General features: G+C 66.4%; 18 protein-coding genes. 2 read left to right on the top strand and 16 right to left on the bottom strand.

The genetic code is table 11. The features are described from left to right. Positions 1 to 22 precede the first annotated feature (22 nt). From F8O08_RS01730 to rplM, 10 genes are all read right to left on the bottom strand, one after another. Positions 23 to 784 carry an HpcH/HpaI aldolase family protein gene (locus tag F8O08_RS01730; protein ID WP_225733154.1) on the bottom strand — a complete coding sequence of 254 codons (762 nt, stop codon included), beginning with the start codon at positions 782 to 784 and terminating at the stop codon, positions 23 to 25. Positions 785 to 810: 26 nt separating this feature from the next. Continuing rightward, a complete protein-coding gene (gene iolD / locus F8O08_RS01725; RefSeq protein ID WP_158042373.1) occupies positions 811 to 2,781 on the bottom strand; it encodes a 3D-(3,5/4)-trihydroxycyclohexane-1,2-dione acylhydrolase (decyclizing) in 1,971 nt (656 codons plus the stop codon). A gap of 129 nt (positions 2,782 to 2,910) precedes the next feature. Continuing rightward, a complete protein-coding gene (locus tag F8O08_RS01720; protein WP_158042372.1) occupies positions 2,911 to 4,383 on the bottom strand; it encodes an aldehyde dehydrogenase family protein in 1,473 nt (490 codons plus the stop codon). 908 nt (positions 4,384 to 5,291) lie between these two features. Next, positions 5,292 to 6,437 carry a LacI family DNA-binding transcriptional regulator gene (locus F8O08_RS01715; protein ID WP_192497680.1) on the bottom strand — a complete coding sequence of 382 codons (1,146 nt, stop codon included), beginning with the start codon at positions 6,435 to 6,437 and terminating at the stop codon, positions 5,292 to 5,294. Positions 6,438 to 6,634: 197 nt separating this feature from the next. After that, complete coding sequence (locus tag F8O08_RS01710; RefSeq protein ID WP_158042370.1) at positions 6,635 to 7,573, bottom strand: 5-deoxy-glucuronate isomerase; 939 nt, start codon at positions 7,571 to 7,573, stop codon at positions 6,635 to 6,637. Continuing rightward, complete coding sequence (locus tag F8O08_RS01705; protein WP_192497679.1) at positions 7,570 to 8,544, bottom strand: deoxyribose-phosphate aldolase; 975 nt, start codon at positions 8,542 to 8,544, stop codon at positions 7,570 to 7,572. The genes F8O08_RS01710 and F8O08_RS01705 overlap by 4 nt, the downstream gene beginning before the upstream one ends. Then, the gene (iolC, locus tag F8O08_RS01700; protein WP_158042369.1) at positions 8,541 to 9,680 is read right to left on the bottom strand and encodes a 5-dehydro-2-deoxygluconokinase; all 1,140 of its coding nucleotides are present in this window, start codon (positions 9,678 to 9,680) and stop codon (positions 8,541 to 8,543) included. The genes F8O08_RS01705 and iolC overlap by 4 nt, the downstream gene beginning before the upstream one ends. 174 nt (positions 9,681 to 9,854) lie before the next feature. Continuing rightward, a complete protein-coding gene (glmM, locus tag F8O08_RS01695) occupies positions 9,855 to 11,216 on the bottom strand; it encodes a phosphoglucosamine mutase (protein WP_158038435.1) in 1,362 nt (453 codons plus the stop codon). Between the two features lie 21 nt (positions 11,217 to 11,237). After that, positions 11,238 to 11,717 carry a 30S ribosomal protein S9 gene (rpsI, locus tag F8O08_RS01690; protein WP_158030769.1) on the bottom strand — a complete coding sequence of 160 codons (480 nt, stop codon included), beginning with the start codon at positions 11,715 to 11,717 and terminating at the stop codon, positions 11,238 to 11,240. 32 nt (positions 11,718 to 11,749) lie between these two features. After that, positions 11,750 to 12,196 (bottom strand): 50S ribosomal protein L13, encoded by a 447-nt coding sequence (gene rplM, locus F8O08_RS01685; RefSeq protein WP_158030768.1) that lies wholly within the window; start codon positions 12,194 to 12,196, stop codon positions 11,750 to 11,752. A 434-nt stretch (positions 12,197 to 12,630) separates the two neighbouring features. Between rplM and F8O08_RS01680 the strand changes: the two genes are divergently transcribed. Both F8O08_RS01680 and F8O08_RS01675 read left to right on the top strand, forming a co-directional pair. Then, positions 12,631 to 14,982 (top strand): carbon starvation CstA family protein, encoded by a 2,352-nt coding sequence (locus F8O08_RS01680; protein ID WP_158038436.1) that lies wholly within the window; start codon positions 12,631 to 12,633, stop codon positions 14,980 to 14,982. Then, on the top strand, positions 14,979 to 15,194 hold the full coding sequence (locus F8O08_RS01675) for a YbdD/YjiX family protein (RefSeq protein ID WP_158038437.1): 216 nt from the start codon (positions 14,979 to 14,981) through the stop codon (positions 15,192 to 15,194). Before F8O08_RS01680 ends, F8O08_RS01675 begins: the two co-directional genes overlap by 4 nt. A 21-nt stretch (positions 15,195 to 15,215) precedes the next feature. On the opposite strand, the gene F8O08_RS01670 is transcribed toward F8O08_RS01675, so the two are convergent. The 6 genes from F8O08_RS01670 to infA all read right to left on the bottom strand — a co-directional run bounded on the left by F8O08_RS01670 (position 15,216) and on the right by infA (position 19,289). After that, positions 15,216 to 16,193, bottom strand: a complete 978-nt coding sequence (locus F8O08_RS01670; protein ID WP_158042368.1) for a tRNA pseudouridine synthase A — start codon at positions 16,191 to 16,193, stop codon at positions 15,216 to 15,218. 160 nt (positions 16,194 to 16,353) lie between these two features. Beyond that, positions 16,354 to 16,947 (bottom strand): 50S ribosomal protein L17, encoded by a 594-nt coding sequence (rplQ, locus tag F8O08_RS01665; RefSeq protein WP_158030765.1) that lies wholly within the window; start codon positions 16,945 to 16,947, stop codon positions 16,354 to 16,356. Positions 16,948 to 16,988: 41 nt separating this feature from the next. After that, on the bottom strand, positions 16,989 to 17,981 hold the full coding sequence (locus F8O08_RS01660; protein ID WP_158030764.1) for a DNA-directed RNA polymerase subunit alpha: 993 nt from the start codon (positions 17,979 to 17,981) through the stop codon (positions 16,989 to 16,991). 141 nt (positions 17,982 to 18,122) lie between these two features. After that, positions 18,123 to 18,524, bottom strand: a complete 402-nt coding sequence (gene rpsK / locus F8O08_RS01655) for a 30S ribosomal protein S11 (protein WP_158030763.1) — start codon at positions 18,522 to 18,524, stop codon at positions 18,123 to 18,125. Between the two features lie 30 nt (positions 18,525 to 18,554). Beyond that, a complete protein-coding gene (gene rpsM, locus F8O08_RS01650; RefSeq protein ID WP_158030762.1) occupies positions 18,555 to 18,923 on the bottom strand; it encodes a 30S ribosomal protein S13 in 369 nt (122 codons plus the stop codon). Positions 18,924 to 19,067: 144 nt separating this feature from the next. Beyond that, on the bottom strand, positions 19,068 to 19,289 hold the full coding sequence (gene infA / locus F8O08_RS01645; RefSeq protein WP_158030761.1) for a translation initiation factor IF-1: 222 nt from the start codon (positions 19,287 to 19,289) through the stop codon (positions 19,068 to 19,070). Positions 19,290 to 19,301 lie beyond the last annotated feature (12 nt).

Here is a 19,301-nt window from a genome sequence, read left to right as displayed (position 1 = left end):
CTGGGGGGGTGCGGGGGTCGGTTCAGCTCTGCTCCCGCAGCCCGGTCACGGTGTCGTGCACCGCTTGGGCCAGCAGAGTCGAGTCAGAGCCGATGGTCAGAAAGGTGAAACCGCGCCGCTGGTAGGCCCGCGCAGCTTCGAGATTCGCAGCGAGGATGCCGACCGAGACGCCGTGCTGTCGACCGGCCTCGAGCACCCGGTCGAGCGCCTCTTGAAACACCGGGGCGTCGAACTGACGCGGCACCCCGAGTGCGTAGCTGAGATCGAGCGGCCCGACGAAGAGCACGTCGACTCCGGGCTGCGCGGCGATCTCATCGACCGTCTCCAGCGCAGCGAGCGTCTCGATCTGCACCACCGTGATGGTGTCGTCGTTGGCGCGATCGAGCGCCTCGCGGTCCTGCCCCCAGCGGGCGGCCCGGTTGTACGAGGCCACCCCGCGAATTCCCTCAGGTGGGTAGAGCTGGCCGCGACGAGCCTCGGCGACCTGCTCGGCAGAGGTGATGCGCGGCAGCATCACGCCCGCCGCCCCCGAGTCGAGCACGCGACCGACGCGGATGCGCTCCGGTGTCTCGACCCGCACCAGGGTGGGCACGCCGTAGGCGGCCGCAGCGGTCACGATGTCGCCGATCTGCGACTCGTCGCCGCCACCGTGCTCGAGGTCGGCCAGCAGCCAGTCTGCGCCCGACGCGGCGACCACTTCGGCGGCCATCGTCGACCCCAGGCCGATGAACAGCCCGACGGTCGTCTCGCCGCGTGCGAAGCGCTGCTTGAGCTCTGCGTTCACCGTGAGGGGTGATACCCGAGCGGCGCTCATCCGTGCCACTTCTGATCTGCGCGGCCCTCGAGGTACTCGTCGTAGAGTTCCTCGACCACTTTGTCACCGCTGACCTCGGCGGGCGAGACGTCCCACCAGACCTCGGCACCCGGCAGGTCGACCTGCGGCACGGTGGCCACCACGATCACGACCGGGTGCGTGGCTCCGCGGGTGCTGTCAAGCGCCGCACGAAACTCGTCGGCGGTCTCGACATAGTGCGTCTCGGCACCGAGGCCGTGCGCGATCTCGATCAGGTCGATCTTCAGGTAGTCGCCCTCGAGTCGGCCCGGCTTGGTCTCGCCGACCTCTGTGACGGCCTGGTGCAGCGAGGCTCCGGACTCGTCGCGATAGCGAAACTCGTTGGCGAAGTGACGGCCGGTCTTGCCCATCTGCAGACGACGGATCACCTGGAAGCCGTGGTTCTCAGAGACCACCAGTGTGAACCCGATGCCCTCGGCGGCTGCCGTGACGATCTCGGTGGGCTGCATCAGGAAGGTGCCGTCGCCGATGAACGCGGTCACCCGGTGCTCCGGGTTCGGGTCGGCCAGGCGCACGCCGATCGCCGCAGGCAGCTCGTAGCCCATGCACGAGAAGCCGAACTCGAGGTGCGCATGGCGGCCGTCGGTCGCATCCCACACCTTCTGCAGGTCTCCCGGAGGGCTGCCCGCCGCCGCGATGATGGTGTCGCCGCTGCGTGCGTGCTCTTGCAGCACGCCGATCAGCTGCCCCTGCGTGATCACGGCGTTCGTGACCGGCGCATCCGGGTGATCGGCGCGAACGAACGCCCGATCGGGGTCGAGAGCCGCTGCTCGCTTCGGTGCCCAGGCATCCTGCTCACGGGCGATCTCTTCACGCCACGCCGCAGGGATGCTGTAGTCGCCCAGCTCGTCGGCCAGCGCCCGCAGCGCGAGCTGCGCGTCAGCGACCGCGGCGACCGCGCCCTCTTTGATCGCGTCGAACTCGCTGACGTTCACCGAGGCGAAACGCGCGTCAGCCGCGAAGAGCGACTGCGAGGCGGTGGCGAAGTCGGTCAGGCGGGTGCCGACGTGCACGATCAGGTCGGCATGCTGCGCCAGGTGATTCGTCGCCGGGGTGCCCTCGAGTCCGATGCCGCCGACCTGGAAGGGGCCCGGCTCGAGCACGGCGCCCTTGCCGCCGAAGGTCTCAGAGATCGGCAGGTCGGTCGAACGTCCGAGATCGGTGATCTCGCGCTGGGCGTCGGAGTAGATCACACCGCCGCCGGCGATCACCAGAGGGCGCTCGGCCCGACGAATCAGCTCGGCGATCTCGCCGATCTCGGCGGGGTCGGGCAGCGGACGACGGATCTTCCAGTCACGCGGTTCGAACATCTCGACGGGCCAGTCGTGTGCATGCGACTGGACGTCCTGCGGCAGCGAGAGAACGACGGCACCCGTCTCGACCGGGTTCGCCAGCACGCGGAACGCCTGCGGCAGCGCCGTCATCAGGTGCTCGGGGCGGCTGATGCGGTCGAAGAAGCGCGAAACGGGGCGGAAGGCGTCGTTCACCGTGGTGTCGGGCGCCGCGGGATTCTCGAGCTGCTGCAGCACCGGCCCCTGGCGACGGGTCGCGTAGGTGTCGCCGAGCAGCAGCAGCAGCGGCAGTCGGTTGACCGTGGCGAGGCCCGCTGCGGTGAGCGTGTTGGTCGCTCCCGGACCGATGGATGCGGTGACCGCGAGCGCCTGACGCCGCTTGGCCGCTTTGGCGTAGCCGACGGCGATGTGCCCGAGTGACTGTTCGTTGCGGCCCTGGATGAAGGGCAGCTGATCGAGGTTGGCGGCGAAGGCCTGCCCCAGCCCGGCGACATTGCCGTGGCCGAAGATGCCCAGAGCCGCGGGGATGAAGCGCTGCCGCTCGCCGTCGACCACGCTGTGCTGCGCGGTGATGTAGCGAACGATGGCCTGCGCGACGGTGAGCCGCACCGTCTTGCCGGATGCTCCGTGAACCATGTCGGGTTCCTCTCTGCGGGTTTCGTGTTTCTGAAGTCGTCTCGTTTCGAGCGGTGTCGAAGCGCGACGCTGGTCTGTTGGGGTGTGTGCGGGCGTCTGCCGTGCAGCCTGGTCAGCTGCGCAGCCTGGTCAGCCGTGCAGCACGATGGTTTTGACCTCGGTCATCTCGGCGACCGCGGCGCGTGGCCCCTCTTTGCCGATGCCGCTGGCTTTGAGCCCGCCGTAGGGCATCAGGTCTGCGCGCCACAGCGGCGTCCAGTTGATGTGCACCGAGCCCGCGTCGACCTCGCGAATGACCTTCGTGATCGTCGAGACGCTGCCGGTGAAGACGCCCGCTGCCAGGCCGTACGGGGTGCCGTTCGCCACAGCGAGGGCGTCGTCGAGGTCAGAGGCCTCGGTGATCGCGACTGCCGGGCCGAAGAGCTCCTGCTGCGAGAGCGGGTCTTCGAGCCGCACACCGTCCACGATCGCCGGCTGCACGACCGCACCGTCACGGTCGCCGCCGGTGACCAGTCGGGCGCCGTGTGAGACCGCATCCCGAATGCTGTCGTGCACGCGCTCGGCCTCGCCCTCGGTGATCAGCGTGCCGATGTCTGTCGACGCGCTCGACGGGTCGCCGGCCCGCAGCTGCGAGACCTTCGCGGCCAGGGCATCCACGAAATCGGCGTGCACGTCACGGTGCACGACCACGCGCTGCACCGAGATGCAGACCTGGCCCGCGTTCGCGTAGCCGCCCTTTGCGACTGCCTCGGCAGCACGCTCGAGGTCGGCATCCGGCAGCACCACGGTCGGCGACGAGGCTCCGAGTTCGAGCGAGAGCTTCTTGACACCGGCGATCTGAGTGATGCGCTCGCCCACTCCGGTCGAGCCGGTGAATGAGATCTTTCGGATGCGCGGGTCGCTCACGAGCAGGTCGCCGATCAGCGAGCCGGCACCGGTGAGCACGGAGAGCACGCCCTCGGGAAGCCCTGCGTCGACGAAGCACTGGGCCAATGCGAGCGCGGTGAGCGGTGTGGTGCGGGCGGGTTTGAGGATCACAGCGTTGCCCGCTGCGAGCGCCGGGGCGATCTTGTGCAGCACGAGCAGCGACGGGTAGTTGAAGGGGGTGATCGCGGCGACGATGCCGACGGGCTGGCGGACGGTAAATCCCACCTTCTCGAGGCCGGTGCCGGGATTCGCGTCGAGTGGCAGCGTCTCGCCGTAGAGCTGGGTGCCTTCGAAGGTGGCCAGGCGGATCAGCTCGCCGCTGCGCGAGCACTCGGCGGTGGCCTCGGCGAGCGTCTTGCCGTTCTCAGCCGAGAGGATCGCCGCAATGCGGTCGACGCGCTCATCGGCGAGCTCGGCAGCGCGAAACAGGATGCCCGAGCGCTCGTGTGCTGGAGTGCGACGCCAACGGGCGGCACCGGCTTCTGCGGCGCGGACGGCTTCTTCGACGTCTTCGGCTGCAGCGGCGGTGATCTCGGCTACGGTCTGGCCGGTGTAGGGATTGGTGACGGCCTCGACCGCGCTCTGAGCGCTCGCCGGCTGCCACTGGCTGCCGATGAGCAGCTGCCCTGCGTGTGCGAGTTCTGCCGCGCCCTGCGGGTTGTCTGCTGACGCCATTGTCACGATTCCTTCGCTTCACCGTTCGTTTCGAGCTTGTGGCCGCTGAAGGCCTTGCTGTCGGCTCTTCTGACGCCGGTGCTCGCGGCCTCGTCCGAAAGCAGTCTCGTCTGAAACTCGTTCATCTCGGTTTCTTCAGAGGCCGGGGCCGCTCAGCTTCATGCGGTCGTACTCGATTCGAGCCCAACCTCAGTGTTGGACCGGTCCAACTTTAGGCATAAGACCCAGGTGACTGACAAGTGCTGCGGCCCAGATATACGATCTGCGTCTCTCGTCGTGCGCCGGGCTGAACTTCTGTACCTGTACCGAGCCAGGCTTTGTTCTTGCGCCGACCTGGACTTCTGTACCTGTACCGAGCCAGGCTTTGTTCTTGCGCCGACCTAGGCTTCTGTACCTGTACCGACCTGGGTTTCTATTCGCGCGCCGGGACACTGACCCCCACTCTCAGCAAATCCTCGGCGAGACTGCCGTTGACTCACGTCGGCGCTCACTCTGGCTGCCCTGCGCATCGACTTCGCTGCACGCGGTTGCGCTGGCAGGTGCACGGTTCCGCTAAAATCCCCCTGATCTCAGCAGAACCGTGCACATCTCAGCAGAACCGTGCACACCTACAGAGCTGTCCACAGCCAGCGCCGCTCGGCACTCGATCACCGCCCCTAAGCCCCGCACATGACCCTGCGCACAGAATCTGGGCACGAGCCCTGCACACGAACCATGCACACAAAACCTACACATGCGCCCTGCACACGAAATCTGGACCTGAGCACCGCCCCTTAAACCCTGCACACGAGCCCTGCACACCGACCACTCCATATGGGCTCTTAAGTTCACGCCAACAGCAGATCAGCAGCTCTCCGCGCCGTCGCCTTCGCGCCGAGCGAGGCCGCTTCGCCGCGGTCAGGCAGGGGTCACGCAGCAGTCGAACCGCGCACGACAAGTCGCGGAATCACCAGCCGCTCGCGATGCCCCTCGAACGGCCCGTCGGCGTCGAGCAGCAGACGCACGGTCTCGTGCGAGATCTCCTCGTTGCGTGGATCGACCGTGGTGAGCGAGATGCGATCGATGCCCGAGAGCGCCGTGTCGTCATATCCGGTGACCGCGATGTCTTCGGGCACGCGCAGGCCGAGCTGTTCCACTGCGGTGATCACGCCGAGCGCCGCCAGATCGTTCACCGCCACGATCGCGGTGGGGCGTTCCCCAGCAGGGCGCAGAGTCAGATTCTCAATCGCCGAGGGGCGCACATCATCAGGATGCAGGGCCTGGGTCCCGATCGCAGCTCCCGTCCCAGCGGCTGTCGGCGCAGCATTCCTCACCGCAGCATCCCCCACCGCACCGGCTCGCCCGCCGGGATCTCCCGGCGAACGCGTCAGCAGACGACGCGTCGCCTCGATCGCGCGCTCCGTCGTGTAGTCAGAGAGTTCGATCTCGATGTGCTCGGCCAGTCGATGGCGACGCATCGCGCCTTCGTACGCGTCACGCCGATTGACAGCTGCGCCGCCGCCGGCGCCGCCGACGTGGGCGATGCGTCTATGCCCGCGCTCGACGAGATGATCGACGATCAGATCGATGCCGATGACGTCGTCGTTGCGCACCACATAGACGTGCTCGAGGTCATCGGCCGTACCGCTGGCCACCACCGTCGGAATGCGTTCCATGAGCGGCTGCACGATGTCGAGCGAGGGCACCGATCCGATGACCACCAGGCTGCTCGGGTGCATGTCACGCAGCACTGGCAGCACACGATCGTCGAACTCCCGGTTGCCACCGGCGTCGGTGAACAGTGCGCTCGACACGAGTGTGCGCTGCCCTGCACCGCGCAGCTCGGCGCGAATTCCCTCCAGAATCTCGGCGAAGATCGGGTTCGCGAGGTCGGGCACCATCACTCCAACGAAGTCTCCGTCGCCAGCCGCCAACGAACGCGCCATCCAGTTCGGTGAGAAGCCGAGCCGCTGCGCCGCATCGAGCACGAGCTTTCGACGCACATCGCTGACCCGCGGATCGTCATTGAACACCATCGAGACGAGAGACTTCGACACGCCGGCTTCGGCCGCCACGTCTCTGATCGTCGGCCCACTTCTTCGACCTTGCCCCATGATTCCCCCTTTGGTGCCACACTCATCATCGCAGCATTCGCCGCGCGTCGTGGCCCGCTCGATCTGCTCGATCTGCCCGCTTTACCCGGCACGCTCAATCCGCCCGATCTGCCCACTCTGCCCGCTCGGCCCGCTCGGCGCACTCGCGGCGTATCCCTTCACCCGCCGAAGGGCAGCCTCGCATCGATCTGCCCGGCATCCCAGGTCTCACGCAGCCATCCGTGCGCCGGGTCGTCCTGGATGAGCCACTCGCGGTCGCCCGCCCCGGCCATCACGTTCAGGTAGTACGCGTCGTAGCCTGGCGCGGCCGCCACCGGTCCGTGATAGCCGTACGGCACCAAGGCGATGTCGCCGGTGCGCACCATGGCGCTGATCTCGATCGGCCGACGATCTGACGGATACGTCGCGAACAGCGCGAACGGATCGGCTTCGTGGCCCGCCGGCTCCACTCCAGCGTCGACAGCCCGAGCTGAGGCATCGGCGACCCCGCCCAGCCCGCGCTCGACTTCGACCTCGAAGTAGTAGATCTCTTCGAGCGCCGTCTCGACGCCGGGCACGTCGCGGTCGTGCTTGTGCGTCGGGTACGACGACCAGCAGCCGCCGGGGGTGAGCACCTCGCACGCGATGATCGCCCCGGCACGCAGCCGGGCCGGCGTGCCGAAGTTGTGCACCTGTCGACTCATGTTGCCGCTGCCGCGCAGCTCGACCGGCACGCTCTCACGCCGAATCACCTCGACCGGCAGCCGCAGATCGGTGTACGCCTGCGACACCGACACCCGACCGTGCCCCGTGAGTGTGTACTCGGCGTCGATGGGCAGATAGAGCGCATCGGCCGGCCCGTCGAACACCGACGCCCGCCCGCGCAGCTCCACCGCCGCATCCGGCGCCGCGCCGGGCACGCTGTAGCGCACCTCGCACTCACCCGTCAGCGGCAGGATGATCGACTCACGCCCGCTCGCCCGCTCGCTGACCGGCCCCCGGTCGAGATCGGCGATGCGCAGCGCGGTGTGACGCCAGCCCGGAACACCGCGGTCGACCACGTCGCCCCAGCCGTCACGAGCGAGTTCGCCGGGTCGATAGGTCCATTTTCGGGTCATGCGGATGCTCCCCTCACGCCCGCGGCGTCAGCCGCCTCGGCAGGTGTCTCGCCGACAGGATTGCCGTGCACCAGTTCGACGGCACGAGCGACCGCACCATCGACATCGCCGTCGGGTGGGTAGAGCAGCGAGCGCCCCACGACCAAGCCGCGCACGCCCGGCAGCGCCAACGCGTCGGCCCAGCTTCGGAACGCCCCCTCTGGGTCGGCGCTGGTGTCGCCACCGAGCAGAAGCATCGGCAGAGTCGTCGCCGCCGCTACCGCGGCCATATCGTCGACCACCGGCACTTTGAGCCAGGTGCTGCGCGAAGACCCGCCGAGCCCAGATGCGATCGCCACCGAGCGCACGACGGCCTCGGTGCTGAGGTCGTTGACGACGCGCGTGCGCTGTCCCTGGGGCACGCGCCGGCTGATGAACGGCTCCAACAGGATCGGCACGTCTGCCTGCGCGAAGGCGCTCACCTCAGCCGCGATCGTCTCAAGGGTGCGCACGGTTCCCGGGTCGTCAAGGTCGATGCGCACGAGTGCCTTGCCCATGTCGAGTCGGTCGCGCAGAACATCGGCCAGTCGGTGTGCGGTGAGCCGGTCGTCCATTTCGAAGGATGCGCCCGCGAGCCCGCCTCGATTCAGCGACGCGATCGCCACGCGGCCGTCGAGCAGCCCGAGCAACGCGAGGTCGTCGAGCACATCGGGGGTGCCGAGCACTCCGTCGACTTCGTCGTTCTCGAGTGCAGCCGCCAGACGCCGCAGCAGGTCGTCTCGGCTCGACATGGCCATGGGGTCGTCGCCGATGCCGAGCGCTCCACGTGCCGGGTGATCGGCTGCCACGATGAGCAGACGGCCGTCATCCTGCAGCAGCGGCCGGCGAACGCGATCTGCATGTGACATGTCGATGCGGTGCGGCTCGCAGGCGCGCACCTCGCGGAGCTCGGCGAGCACTGCGGCGAAGTCGTCGTCAGGGATCGTACTCATGCGCGTACCTCACTGTGTGCGTCGTCTGCATGGTTCGCGGCACCCGCATGACCGGTCGAGCCGAGCATCGCATCCACCTCGAACTCGGTCGGCATCGCGGTCGAGCATTCGCGGCGCGATGCCACGATCGCTCCGGCGGCGTTCGCGAAGCGCAGAGTCCGTTCGAGCGGCCAGTCATTGAGCAGCCCGTGGATGAGTGCCCCGCCGAACGCGTCGCCGGCACCCAGCCCGTTCACCACCACGACCGGCGTCGGCGGAACCTCGACGCGTTCGGTCGCAGTGCGTGCGAGCACGCCTTTCGGGCCCTGTTTCACGATCGCGAGCCGCACACCGGTCGCCAGCAGCGCCTCCGCGGCGCGATCGGGATCGGTCTCTCCGACGGCGACTTCGCACTCTTCGCGATTGCCGACGGCCACGGTGACCTGCGGCAGGATCTGCGCGATGCGTTCGTGCGCCACGGCCGAGCTGGGCCAGAACTGCGCACGGTAGTCGAGGTCGAGCACGACAGTCGGCTCGTCCCCGCCGCCGCCTGCCCGTCGCAGGGCCTCGAGATGGGTGTCGAAGCTCGGCTGCTCACTGAGCCCGGTGGCGGTGAGCCAGACCAGACGTGGTCGCTTCAGCGATGTCGACTTCGACGACGCCTCGGGCAGCACTTCGACGAGCTGTTCGGGCAGCAGGCAGAGGTCGGGGGCTTTAGGCTCTCGGTAGAAGTAGAGGGGAAAGTCGTCGGGCGGAAAGATCTCGCAGAATGTGACTGGAGTCTGGTACTCAGCCACTGTGCGCACACCGGTCGAGTCGACGCCCAGGCGCTGAAGCTCGTGCCGCAGATATCGGCCGAAGGGGTCGTCGCCGACTCCCGAGATCAGCGCTGGGTGGTGCCCGTATCTGGCCGCCGCAACGGTGACGTTCGCGGCCGAGCCGCCGAGGTATTTGCCGAAACTGGTGACCTCTTCGAGACCCAGGCCGTTCTGCAGCGGGTAGACGTCGACGCCGAGGCGCCCGAGTGCGACGACGTCGGGAGTTGACGAGGCTGAGCCAGCTGGACGCGTTGTGCCGGCGCCGGTGTCTGCATCTGTGCCTCTGTGAGGGCTCGTGGGGGGAGCCGAGTCTCCGACCGAACTATTGGACCGTTCCAATTCTGTCTCCTTCAGTGCGCCTTTGCAGTGAGTAAGGGGTACTGACGAGACTAGCCCACCGAGACGACCGGCGTCGAACGTGACGGGCGATTCCGTGGAGGGCGAAGGTGCTCAGGAGGTGAGCTGGAGTGACGATCGGCTCGGCACGACGTGCTCTGCGATCTGCCTGCGGCGTTAGGCGGCTGCGACAGTGAGCTGCTCGCGCACGACGGCCGCAAGCTTCTCTGCCCAGTCGTGTGCGACACGCTCTGACGTCGCCTCGACCATCACGCGAACGAGCGGCTCAGTGCCGCTCGGCCGCAGCAGCACGCGACCTTGGTCACCCAGCTGGGCTTCGGCATCCGTCACCGCGTCTTTGATCACGGCGTTCGACGACAGTGCGGTCTTGTCGACGCCGCGCACGTTGATCAGGGTCTGCGGATACACCGTCATCGCCTCGTCGGCAAGAACCGAGAGCGGCTTGCCCGTCTCGGCCATAACCGAGAGCAGCTGCAGGCCGGTCAGCAGGCCGTCGCCTGTGGTGGCGTAGCGGCGAAAGATGACGTGCCCGGACTGCTCGCCGCCGAGACCGAGGTTCGACCGGTTGAGCTCTTCGAGCACGTAGCGGTCGCCCACTGCGGTCTGACGAACCTCGATGCCCGCCTTCTGCATGGCGAGGTGCAGGCCGAGGTTGCTCATCACAGTGCAGACGAGCGTGTTGCCGGGCAGCTGGCGCCGACGGTGCAGCGCAGTGGCGAGGATGGCCATGATCTGATCGCCGTCGATCACACGGCCGTTCTCGTCGACGGCCAGGCAGCGGTCTGCATCGCCGTCGTGGGCGATGCCGACCTGTGCACGATCTGCGATGACCGCCTCTCGCAGCTTCTCGAGATGCGTCGAACCGACGCCGTCGTTGATGTTGACCCCGTTGGGATCTGCACCGATGAGTCTGACGAGCTTGGCACCGGCGTCGGTGAACGCCTGGGGCGAGACACCGGCTGCTGCTCCGTTCGCGCAGTCGAGCGCCAGACGAATGCCGCCAAGTGAGTTGGGCACAGTGCCGAGCAGGTGCAGCAGGTACCGGTCTTCTGCGTCTGCGAACGTGGAGATGCGCCCCACGTCGACACCGGTTGGGGCAAGCTTCGGCTGGTCGAGTTCGACCTCGATCTTGTCTTCGACCTCGTCAGGCAGTTTGAGACCGCCCTTGGCGAAGAACTTGATGCCGTTGTCTGCCGCGGGGTTGTGCGATGCAGAGATCATCACGCCGAAGTCGGCCTGCAGATCCTGCACGAGGAACGCCGTCGCCGGCGTGGGCAGCACGCCCGCGTCATGCACGTCGACTCCCCCGCTGGCCAGCCCCGCCGCGACCGCAGCGCCGATGAACTCACCGGAGATGCGGGGGTCGCGACCGAGGACGGCCATGGGACGACGACCCGCCGCCCGCGCCTCAGCGCCGAGCACCCGCGCAGCGGCCTGAGCCAGCTGCAGCGAGAGTTCGACGGTGAGGTCGCGGTTGGCGAGTCCTCGCACCCCATCGGTGCCAAAAAGTCGAGGCATGACGTTCCCAGTTCGAGCGGTTTAGCGCTTCGAGTACTGAGGAGCCTTACGGGCTTTCTTGAGACCGGCCTTCTTGCGCTCTTTGATTCGGGCGTCACGGCTCAGGAAGCCGGCCTTCTTGAGCTCGGGTCGGTTGTTGTCGGCATCGATGCCGTTGAGTGCGCGGGCGATGGCCAGACGCAGTGCGCCTGCCTGGCCCGAGGGACCGCCGCCGTTGATGGTCGCGGTGATGTCATACGCGCTCTCGAGCCCGAGGAGCGTGAGCGGATCCTTGATCAGCTGCTGGTGCAGCTTGTTCGGGAAGTAGACATCGAGGGTACGGCCGTTGACCGTGATCTCGCCGCTGCCCGGAACCAGGCGCACGCGAGCGATGGCCTCTTTGCGACGGCCGACTGCGGCACCCGGCACGCTGAGGTTGCGCGGTGCGCGCTCTTCAACGGCCTCTGCGCCCTCAGGCGTCGAGGTGCTGTACGAAGTGAGGTTTTCTGTGTTCTCTGCCACGGTGTTCTCCTGTGAAAGTCTCTCGGCGCCGGTCACTGGGCGATCTGGCTGAAGGTGTACGGCACCGGCTTCTGCGCGGCGTGCGGGTGCTCGGCACCCTTGTAGACCTTGAGCTTGCCAAGCTGCTCGCGGCCGATGGTGTTCTTGGGAAGCATGCCGCGAACGGCCTTCTCGATGGCGCGCTCAGGGTTCTCGCGCAGCAGATCGCTGTACTTGACTCCCTTGATGCCGCCCGGGTAGTTCGAGTGGCGCCAGGCGATCTTCTTGTCGGCCTTGCCGTTGCTCAGCACGACCTTCTCGGCGTTGATGATGATGACGTAGTCGCCTGTGTCCAGGTGAGGAACGAAGGTGGGCTTGTTCTTGCCGCGCAGGATGGCGGCAGCGTGGCTGGCCAGTCGGCCGAGCACCACGTCGGTGGCGTCGATGATGACCCAGTTGCGCTTGATTTCGCCGGCTTTCGGCGAGTATGTGCGTGTCACTAGCTTCTCTCTCTCGATTTGAGGTGTTCGTGAATCCCACTCCGATGCGATTCCCGCGCGTCGAATGCACCCTCGCGCCCCCGCAGTCGACATCGTCCACGCGATGCGTGACCAGTCGAACGAGACGTTTGGAGCATCCTCAGTCGTGTGAATACAGACGGTGGAGGGCTCAAGTCGGGCAGCACAGCTGTTGCACAAGGCTCAGCCGCGCATACCAAAGAGAGATTCTAGTCGAATGCGCGCAGCCACAGCAACCTGTGTGGCGCTGGGTCCAGGGTGCGGCCGTCGATGCCGCCAGACCCCCGCCCGACGCGCCCACGCTGTCACAACCAGCTGTGAATGTCCGAGGAATCCCCTATCATTCTGCGTACCGGTGGCACGGCATGTGCTCGCGTGACATTGGTACCACTGAGACATTCAAAGGAGAATGCCCCATGTCCACGACGACACCCTCAGGACGGCCGACTGCAGGCGGGCAGCCTGCGGCATCCGCCGCAACACCGCCCCCAGAGTGGGATGAGTCGAAGCTCGTCTCAGACCCTGCACTGCCGCCCACGGCGGTAGACCCCAAACTTCTCGACAAACCGAAGTGGACCCCAGCCAAGGTCATCACCTGGATTCTCATCGCTGCCGTCGGCGCGATCGGGTGGACGATTCTCGCGGTCAGCCGCGGTGAGACCATCAACGGCATCTGGTTCGTCTTCGCCGGCGTCGCCTCATACCTCATCGCCTACCGGTTCTACAGCAAATACGTCGAGCGCAAGCTGCTGCGTCCGAACGACCGCCGCGCCACACCCGCCGAGTACTCGGCGAACGGCAAAGACTACGTCGCGACCGACCGCCGTGTGCTCTTCGGCCACCACTTCGCCGCGATCGCCGGCGCCGGCCCGCTGGTCGGCCCCGTTCTCGCCGCGCAGATGGGCTACCTGCCGGGCACGCTCTGGATCATTCTCGGAGTGATCTTCGCCGGAGCCGTCCAGGACTACGTCGTGCTCTTCGTCTCGACACGTCGGAACGGCCGTTCGCTCGGCCAGATGGCTCGCGAAGACCTCGGCCGCATCGGCGGCACGGCGGCCATCATCGCGACTCTGACAATCATGATCATCATCGTCGCGATTCTCGCGCTCGTCGTGGTCAACGCCCTCGGCGAGAGCGCCTGGGGCGTGTTCAGCGTCGGCATGACGATTCCGATCGCCCTGTTCATGGGGGTGTACCTGCGCTACCTGCGCCCGGGCAAGATCATGGAGGTGTCGGTGATCGGCATCGTCCTGCTGCTGGCTGCGATCATCGGCGGAGGCTGGGTCTCGAACACCGATTGGGGCCAGTCGATCTTCCACATGGATCGCATCGCCATCGCCTGGGCGATCATCATCTACGGGTTCGTCGCCGCGGTTCTGCCGGTCTGGCTGCTGCTGACCCCGCGCGACTACCTCTCGACCTTCATGAAGATCGGCGTGATCCTGCTGCTCGCCGTCTCGATCGTGGTGGTGCGCCCCGAGCTGAACGTCCCGGCGTTCAGCGAGTACGCCTCACGCTCTGACGGCCCGGTGTTCAGCGGCCCGCTCTTCCCGTTCCTCTTCGTGACCATCGCATGCGGCGCGCTCTCCGGCTTCCACGCGCTGATCGCCTCAGGCACCACCCCGAAGATGGTGCACAAAGAGCGGCAGACTCGATTCATCGGCTACGGCGGCATGCTCATGGAGTCGCTCGTCGCTCTGATGGCCTTCGTCGCTGCCCTCTCGATCGACCGAGGCATCTACTTCGCGATGAACTCCTCGGCCGCGGCGACCGGAGGCACGGTCGAGGGCGCAGCCAAGTTCGTCAACTCGCTGGGTCTCAACGGCGTGCACGTCGAGGGCAGCATGCTGCAGCAGGTCGCCGACGACGTGGGCGAGCACTCGATCGTCTCGCGCACCGGCGGTGCCCCGACCCTGGCCGTCGGCATCGCCGAGATCATGCACAACATCACGCCCGGGCTGAAGGCGTTCTGGTACCACTTCGCAATCATGTTCGAGGCGCTGTTCATCCTGACCGCGGTCGACGCCGGCACGCGCGTCGCACGATTCCAGCTGCAGGAGGCCGTCGGCAACTTCTGGCCACGGTTCAAAGACAACAACTGGCGACCGGGAGTGTGGCTGGCAACCGCGATCATGGTCGCCGGCTGGGGCTACATCCTGATCTTGGGTGTGACCGATCCGTTGGGCGGCATCAACACGTTCTTCCCGCTCTTCGGCGTGGCCAACCAGCTGCTCGCCGCGATCGCCCTCGCCGTCGCAACCGCCATCTTCGCGAAGAAGGGCCGCAAGTACTTCAAGTACCTGTGGATCACCGGAATCCCATTGGTCTTCGATCTCGTCGTCACGCTGACCGGTTCGTGGTACAAGATCTTCTCGTCGAACGCCACGATCGGCTATTGGGCCAATCACTTTGCGACACGGGGCAAGCTCGCCGAGCTGCGCGAGTCTGGCACGGTCGCGGGCGTCGCCATCGCCGAAGAGAAGGTCGCCGCGCAGATCACCAGCTTCGAGGCGACGATCCGCAACACCGCAGTGCAAGGTTCGCTGTCTATTCTCTTCGCCGTGCTGACCGTCATCGTGATCGTCGCGGCGCTGACCAAGATCGTGCAGGCCTGGCGAGGCAACGGGCTGCCGACGACCGAACCGGCGCCGGTCGCCAGCGAGACCTACGCACCGTCGGGGCTGATCGCGTCACGCGAAGAGAGCGATCTGAATCACGAATGGGAGCAGGTCTCCCCCGAGAAGCTGAAAGTGCACGTGAGCGGATGAGCAGCGCAACGTCACACACGACGAACGCCGTGCTCGTCTGGCTCAACGGCATCCGCCGTCTGCTGCGGGGCATGCTCGGGGCGAACGCGTACAACGACTACGTCGCGCACCGTCAGCGGGTGCACCCCGGCAAGCCAGTGATGAGCGAACGCGAGTTCTGGCGCGAGCAGGCACGCGAACAGGAGGCCAACCCGGGGGCGCGCTGCTGCTGAGCCACCAGACCTTTCGACCCCTCAGTCGCTGAACGACTCGGACCCGCCAGGATGCACCCCGTCTCGGCGGGCCCGAGTCTGTTCGGCCCGCACCGCCAGCTCCGCGTCAGCAGGATACCCGACCTCTGCGAGCACCAGCCCGTGGCCCGGCACCATCTTGTATTCGGTACCGCGGCTGCCTCGGTCACGCAGGCGCACGAGGTCGTCGATCTCGAGATCTCCTGCGCCGACGGCGAGCGTCGCCCCGACGAGACAGCGCACCATATGGTGGCAGAATGCGTCAGCCTGCACCGTCGCGATCAGGATGCCGTTCGGCGTCGCCGCAGACGTCACGGCAGGGGCTCTGGCTGCGTCGCGACGCCACTCGAAACGCTGCAGCTCGCGAATGGTCGTCGCTCCCTCACGCGGACGGCAGTACGCCGCCCAGTCATGCAGCCCGAGCAGAGTCTGCGCCGCACGATTCATGCGTTCGACGTCGACGCGCTGCGGCCATGCCAGCACGTGTCGTCGCAGCAGCGGGTCGCGCGTGCCCCAGTCGTCACTGACCCGGTACTCATAGCGTCGCCAGATCGGAGAGAAGCGGGCGTCGAAGCCAGGTGCAGCCGTGCGCACACTGCGGACGAGCAGGTCGGGCACCCGTCCGAGAACGCTGCGCAGCCGAGAACACAGCACAAGTGCCGCGCGCTCCGGCAGCGGTTCGCCCACGTCGCACGACGCCTCGGCTCGGCGTGCGCTTCGCTTCGCATGGTCGGCGCGCGCGAGCTGTTCGAGTGCACCGACCGGCACGTCGACGTGCACCACCTGACCGGTCGCATGCACTCCGGAGTCGGTACGTCCCGCGACCACAGTGCGAACGGGCTCACGCAGGATCAGCGCCAGGGCATCCTCGAGCACACCCTGCACTGTGCGCCGCCCCGGCTGCGCGGCCCAGCCCTGAAAGTCGGTGCCGTCGTAGGCGAGGTCGATGCGCACCCGGGTGCTGTCGCCTCGGTCGCTCATGGTGCTCCTGTCTTCGTCAGTTCCTGGCTCAGCCATGTCCGGCTGCCTCGTTGCTTCATCCGTCGGTGCTGCCGACACCATGCTGCCACTCCCGCAGACGACGAAAAACCCGCCGAACCGGATCACCGGAACGACGGGCTTCTCAGATCAGTCTGATCGACTACTTGTCGTCAGCCTTCTTGGTCTCATCAGCCTCGATGGCCTCGTCGACCTGCTCAGCGGCCTCGGCGACCTCAGCCTCGGCCTGAGCCTCAGCCTCGATCTGCGACTCTGAGCCCTGCACCTGAGTGTCGGGCTCGACGGCGACGGTCTCTTCTTTGATCTGCTCGTCGACGTCGGCTGCGACCTCGACGGCCTCGTCAGCCGCGTGCTTGCCGCCGCGGTTCTTCTTGACGACAGGCTCGAGCACCAGCTCGATACGCGCCAGGGGCGCATTGTCACCCTTGCGGTAGCCGAGCTTGACGATGCGAGTGTAGCCGCCCTCACGGTCGGCAACCTGCGGCGCGATCTCAGTGAAGAGCTCGTGCACGACAGACTTGTCGCGGATGATCGCGAGCACCTTGCGGCGCGACTTCAGGTCGCCGCGCTTCGCGAACGTCACCAGACGCTCGGCGAACGGACGCAGTCGCTTGGCACGGGTCTCAGTGGTGGTGATGGCCTTGTGCTCGAACAGCTGCATCGACAGGTTCGCCAGCATGAGCCGCTCGTGTGCGGGGCTGCCTCCGAGACGCGGGCCTTTAGCGGGCTTCGGCATGATTGTGGTCTCCTTCTTCGGTCAGAAAGTTATAAGTGTGGTCAGGCCTGCGTGTCGTCTTCGAAGCCCGTGTAAAAGTGGGCGCCGTCGAAGCCGGGCACTGCATCCTTCAGCGAGAGGCCGAGCTCTTCGAGCTTGTCCTTGACCTCGTCGACGGATTTCTGACCGATGTTTCGGATGTTCATCAGCTGCTGCTCGCTCAGAGCCACCAACTCGTTGACGTAGTTGATGTTCTCGCGCTTCAGGCAGTTGTACGAGCGCACTGAGAGATCGAGATCTTCGATCGGCGTCGACAGCTCGGTGGGAGCCACCACGTCTGCCGGTGCCGGACCGATCTCGATGCCCTCTGACTCGGTGTTCAGATCGCGGGCCAGGCCGAAGAGCTCGACGAGCGTGCTGCCGGCCGAAGCCACAGCGTCGCGGGGCGAAATCGAGGGTTTGGTCTCGACGTCGATGACCAGCTGGTCGAAGTCGGTGCGCTCACCGGCACGAGTCGCCTCGACGCGGTAGGTGACCTTCATGACCGGAGAGTAGATCGAATCGACCGGGATCTGACCGACCTCGGCGTACTCGCTGCGGTTCTGCTGCGCCGTGACATAGCCGCGGCCGCGCTCGATGACCAGCTCGATGTCGAGCTTCGCGTTGGCGTTCAGCGTGGCGATCACCAGATCGGGGTTGTAGACCTCGACGCCGGCCGGCACGGTGATGTCGGCAGCTGTGACCTCACCTGCACCCTGCTTGCGCAGGAACGCGGTGATGGGCTCATCGTGGTCGCTCGAGACGACGAGCTCCTTGATGTTCAGAATGATGTCTGAGACATCTTCGACCACACCGGGAACCGTGGTGAACTCGTGCAGCACGCCGTCGATGCGGATGCTGGTGACGGCCGCGCCCGGAATCGACGAGAGCAGCGTGCGGCGCATGGAGTTGCCGAGCGTGTAGCCGAACCCCGGCTCCAGCGGCTCGATGACGAACCGCGAGCGGTTCTCTGAGACGACTTCTTCAGTGAGTGTGGGTCGCTGTGCAATCAGCACGTGTGTTTCCTTTCGGCGAATCGACCGCCATATGACGACTCGCGTGTTCTGGGAATCCTCCCAGGACCGGTATTTGGGATGATGACCACGAAACCGGCGACGTTAGGGCGAACGCCGCCGGTGACGCGAACGTGCAGCGATTCAGACCCGGCGACGCTTCGGCGGGCGGCACCCGTTGTGCGTCTGCGGAGTGACGTCGTTGATCGACCCGACCTCGAGGCCGGCGGCCTGCAGCGAACGGATCGCGGTCTCGCGACCCGACCCCGGGCCCTTCACGAAGACGTCGACCTTCTTGACGCCGTGATCCTGAGCGCGCTTCGCAGCGTGCTCAGCCGCCTGCTGTGCGGCGAAGGGCGTCGACTTGCGGCTGCCCTTGTAACCGACCTCACCGGCAGATGCCCAGGCGATGACCGCCCCGGTGGTGTCGGTGATGGTGATGATGGTGTTGTTGAACGTCGACTTGATGTGTGCCTGGCCGACGGCGATGTTCTTGCGGTCTTTGCGGCGTGGCTTACGAGCCACGGCTGACTTCGGTGCTGCCATTGTTGTGCTCTGTCTCCTGAATCCTGTGGACTACTTCTTCTTGCCTGCGACGGTGCGCTTCGGACCCTTGCGCGTACGCGCGTTGGTCTTGGTGCGCTGACCGTGCACGGGCAGGCCACGACGGTGGCGGAGACCCTGGTAGCTGCCGATCTCGACCTTGCGGCGGATGTCGGCGGCAACCTCACGGCGAAGGTCACCCTCGGTCTTGTAGTTGTGCTCGATGAAATCGCGCAGTGCGACGAGCTGATCGTCGGTCAGATCCTTGACGCGGATGTCACCGCTGATCTCGGTGGCCTCCAGAATCTTGAGCGCGCTCGTGCGCCCGATGCCGAAGATGTAGGTGAGTGCGATCTCCACGCGCTTCTCGCGAGGCAGATCGACGCCTGCTAGACGTGCCATGCGGCTGCTCCTTATGGTGCATTGGAGGTGTCGGGCAGCATCTCCGTGAGTCCACCTGATCGCTCAGACGATTCCACGGCCCCAGCCTCCGACTAGGGGTGTGCTGACTCTCGTCAGCGATGCTGCTTATTGTGGTGCTTCGGCCTACTTGTAGCGGTAGACGATGCGTCCGCGGCTGAGATCGTAGGGGCTGAGCTCGACGACCACGCGGTCTTCGGGCAGAATGCGGATGTAGTGCTGACGCATCTTGCCTGAAATGTGCGCGAGCACCAGGTGCCCGTTGGTCAGCTCGACGCGGAACGTGGCGTTGGGGAGGGCCTCGACGACTGAACCTTCAATCTCGATGACACCGTCTTTTTTCGCCATGTATGCCTTACC

The sequence above is a fragment of the Pseudoclavibacter sp. CFCC 13611 genome, from assembly GCF_008831225.1.
Taxonomy (GTDB): Bacteria; Actinomycetota; Actinomycetes; order Actinomycetales; family Microbacteriaceae; genus Pseudoclavibacter_A.
This window is presented reverse-complemented; position numbering and strand designations above follow the sequence as displayed.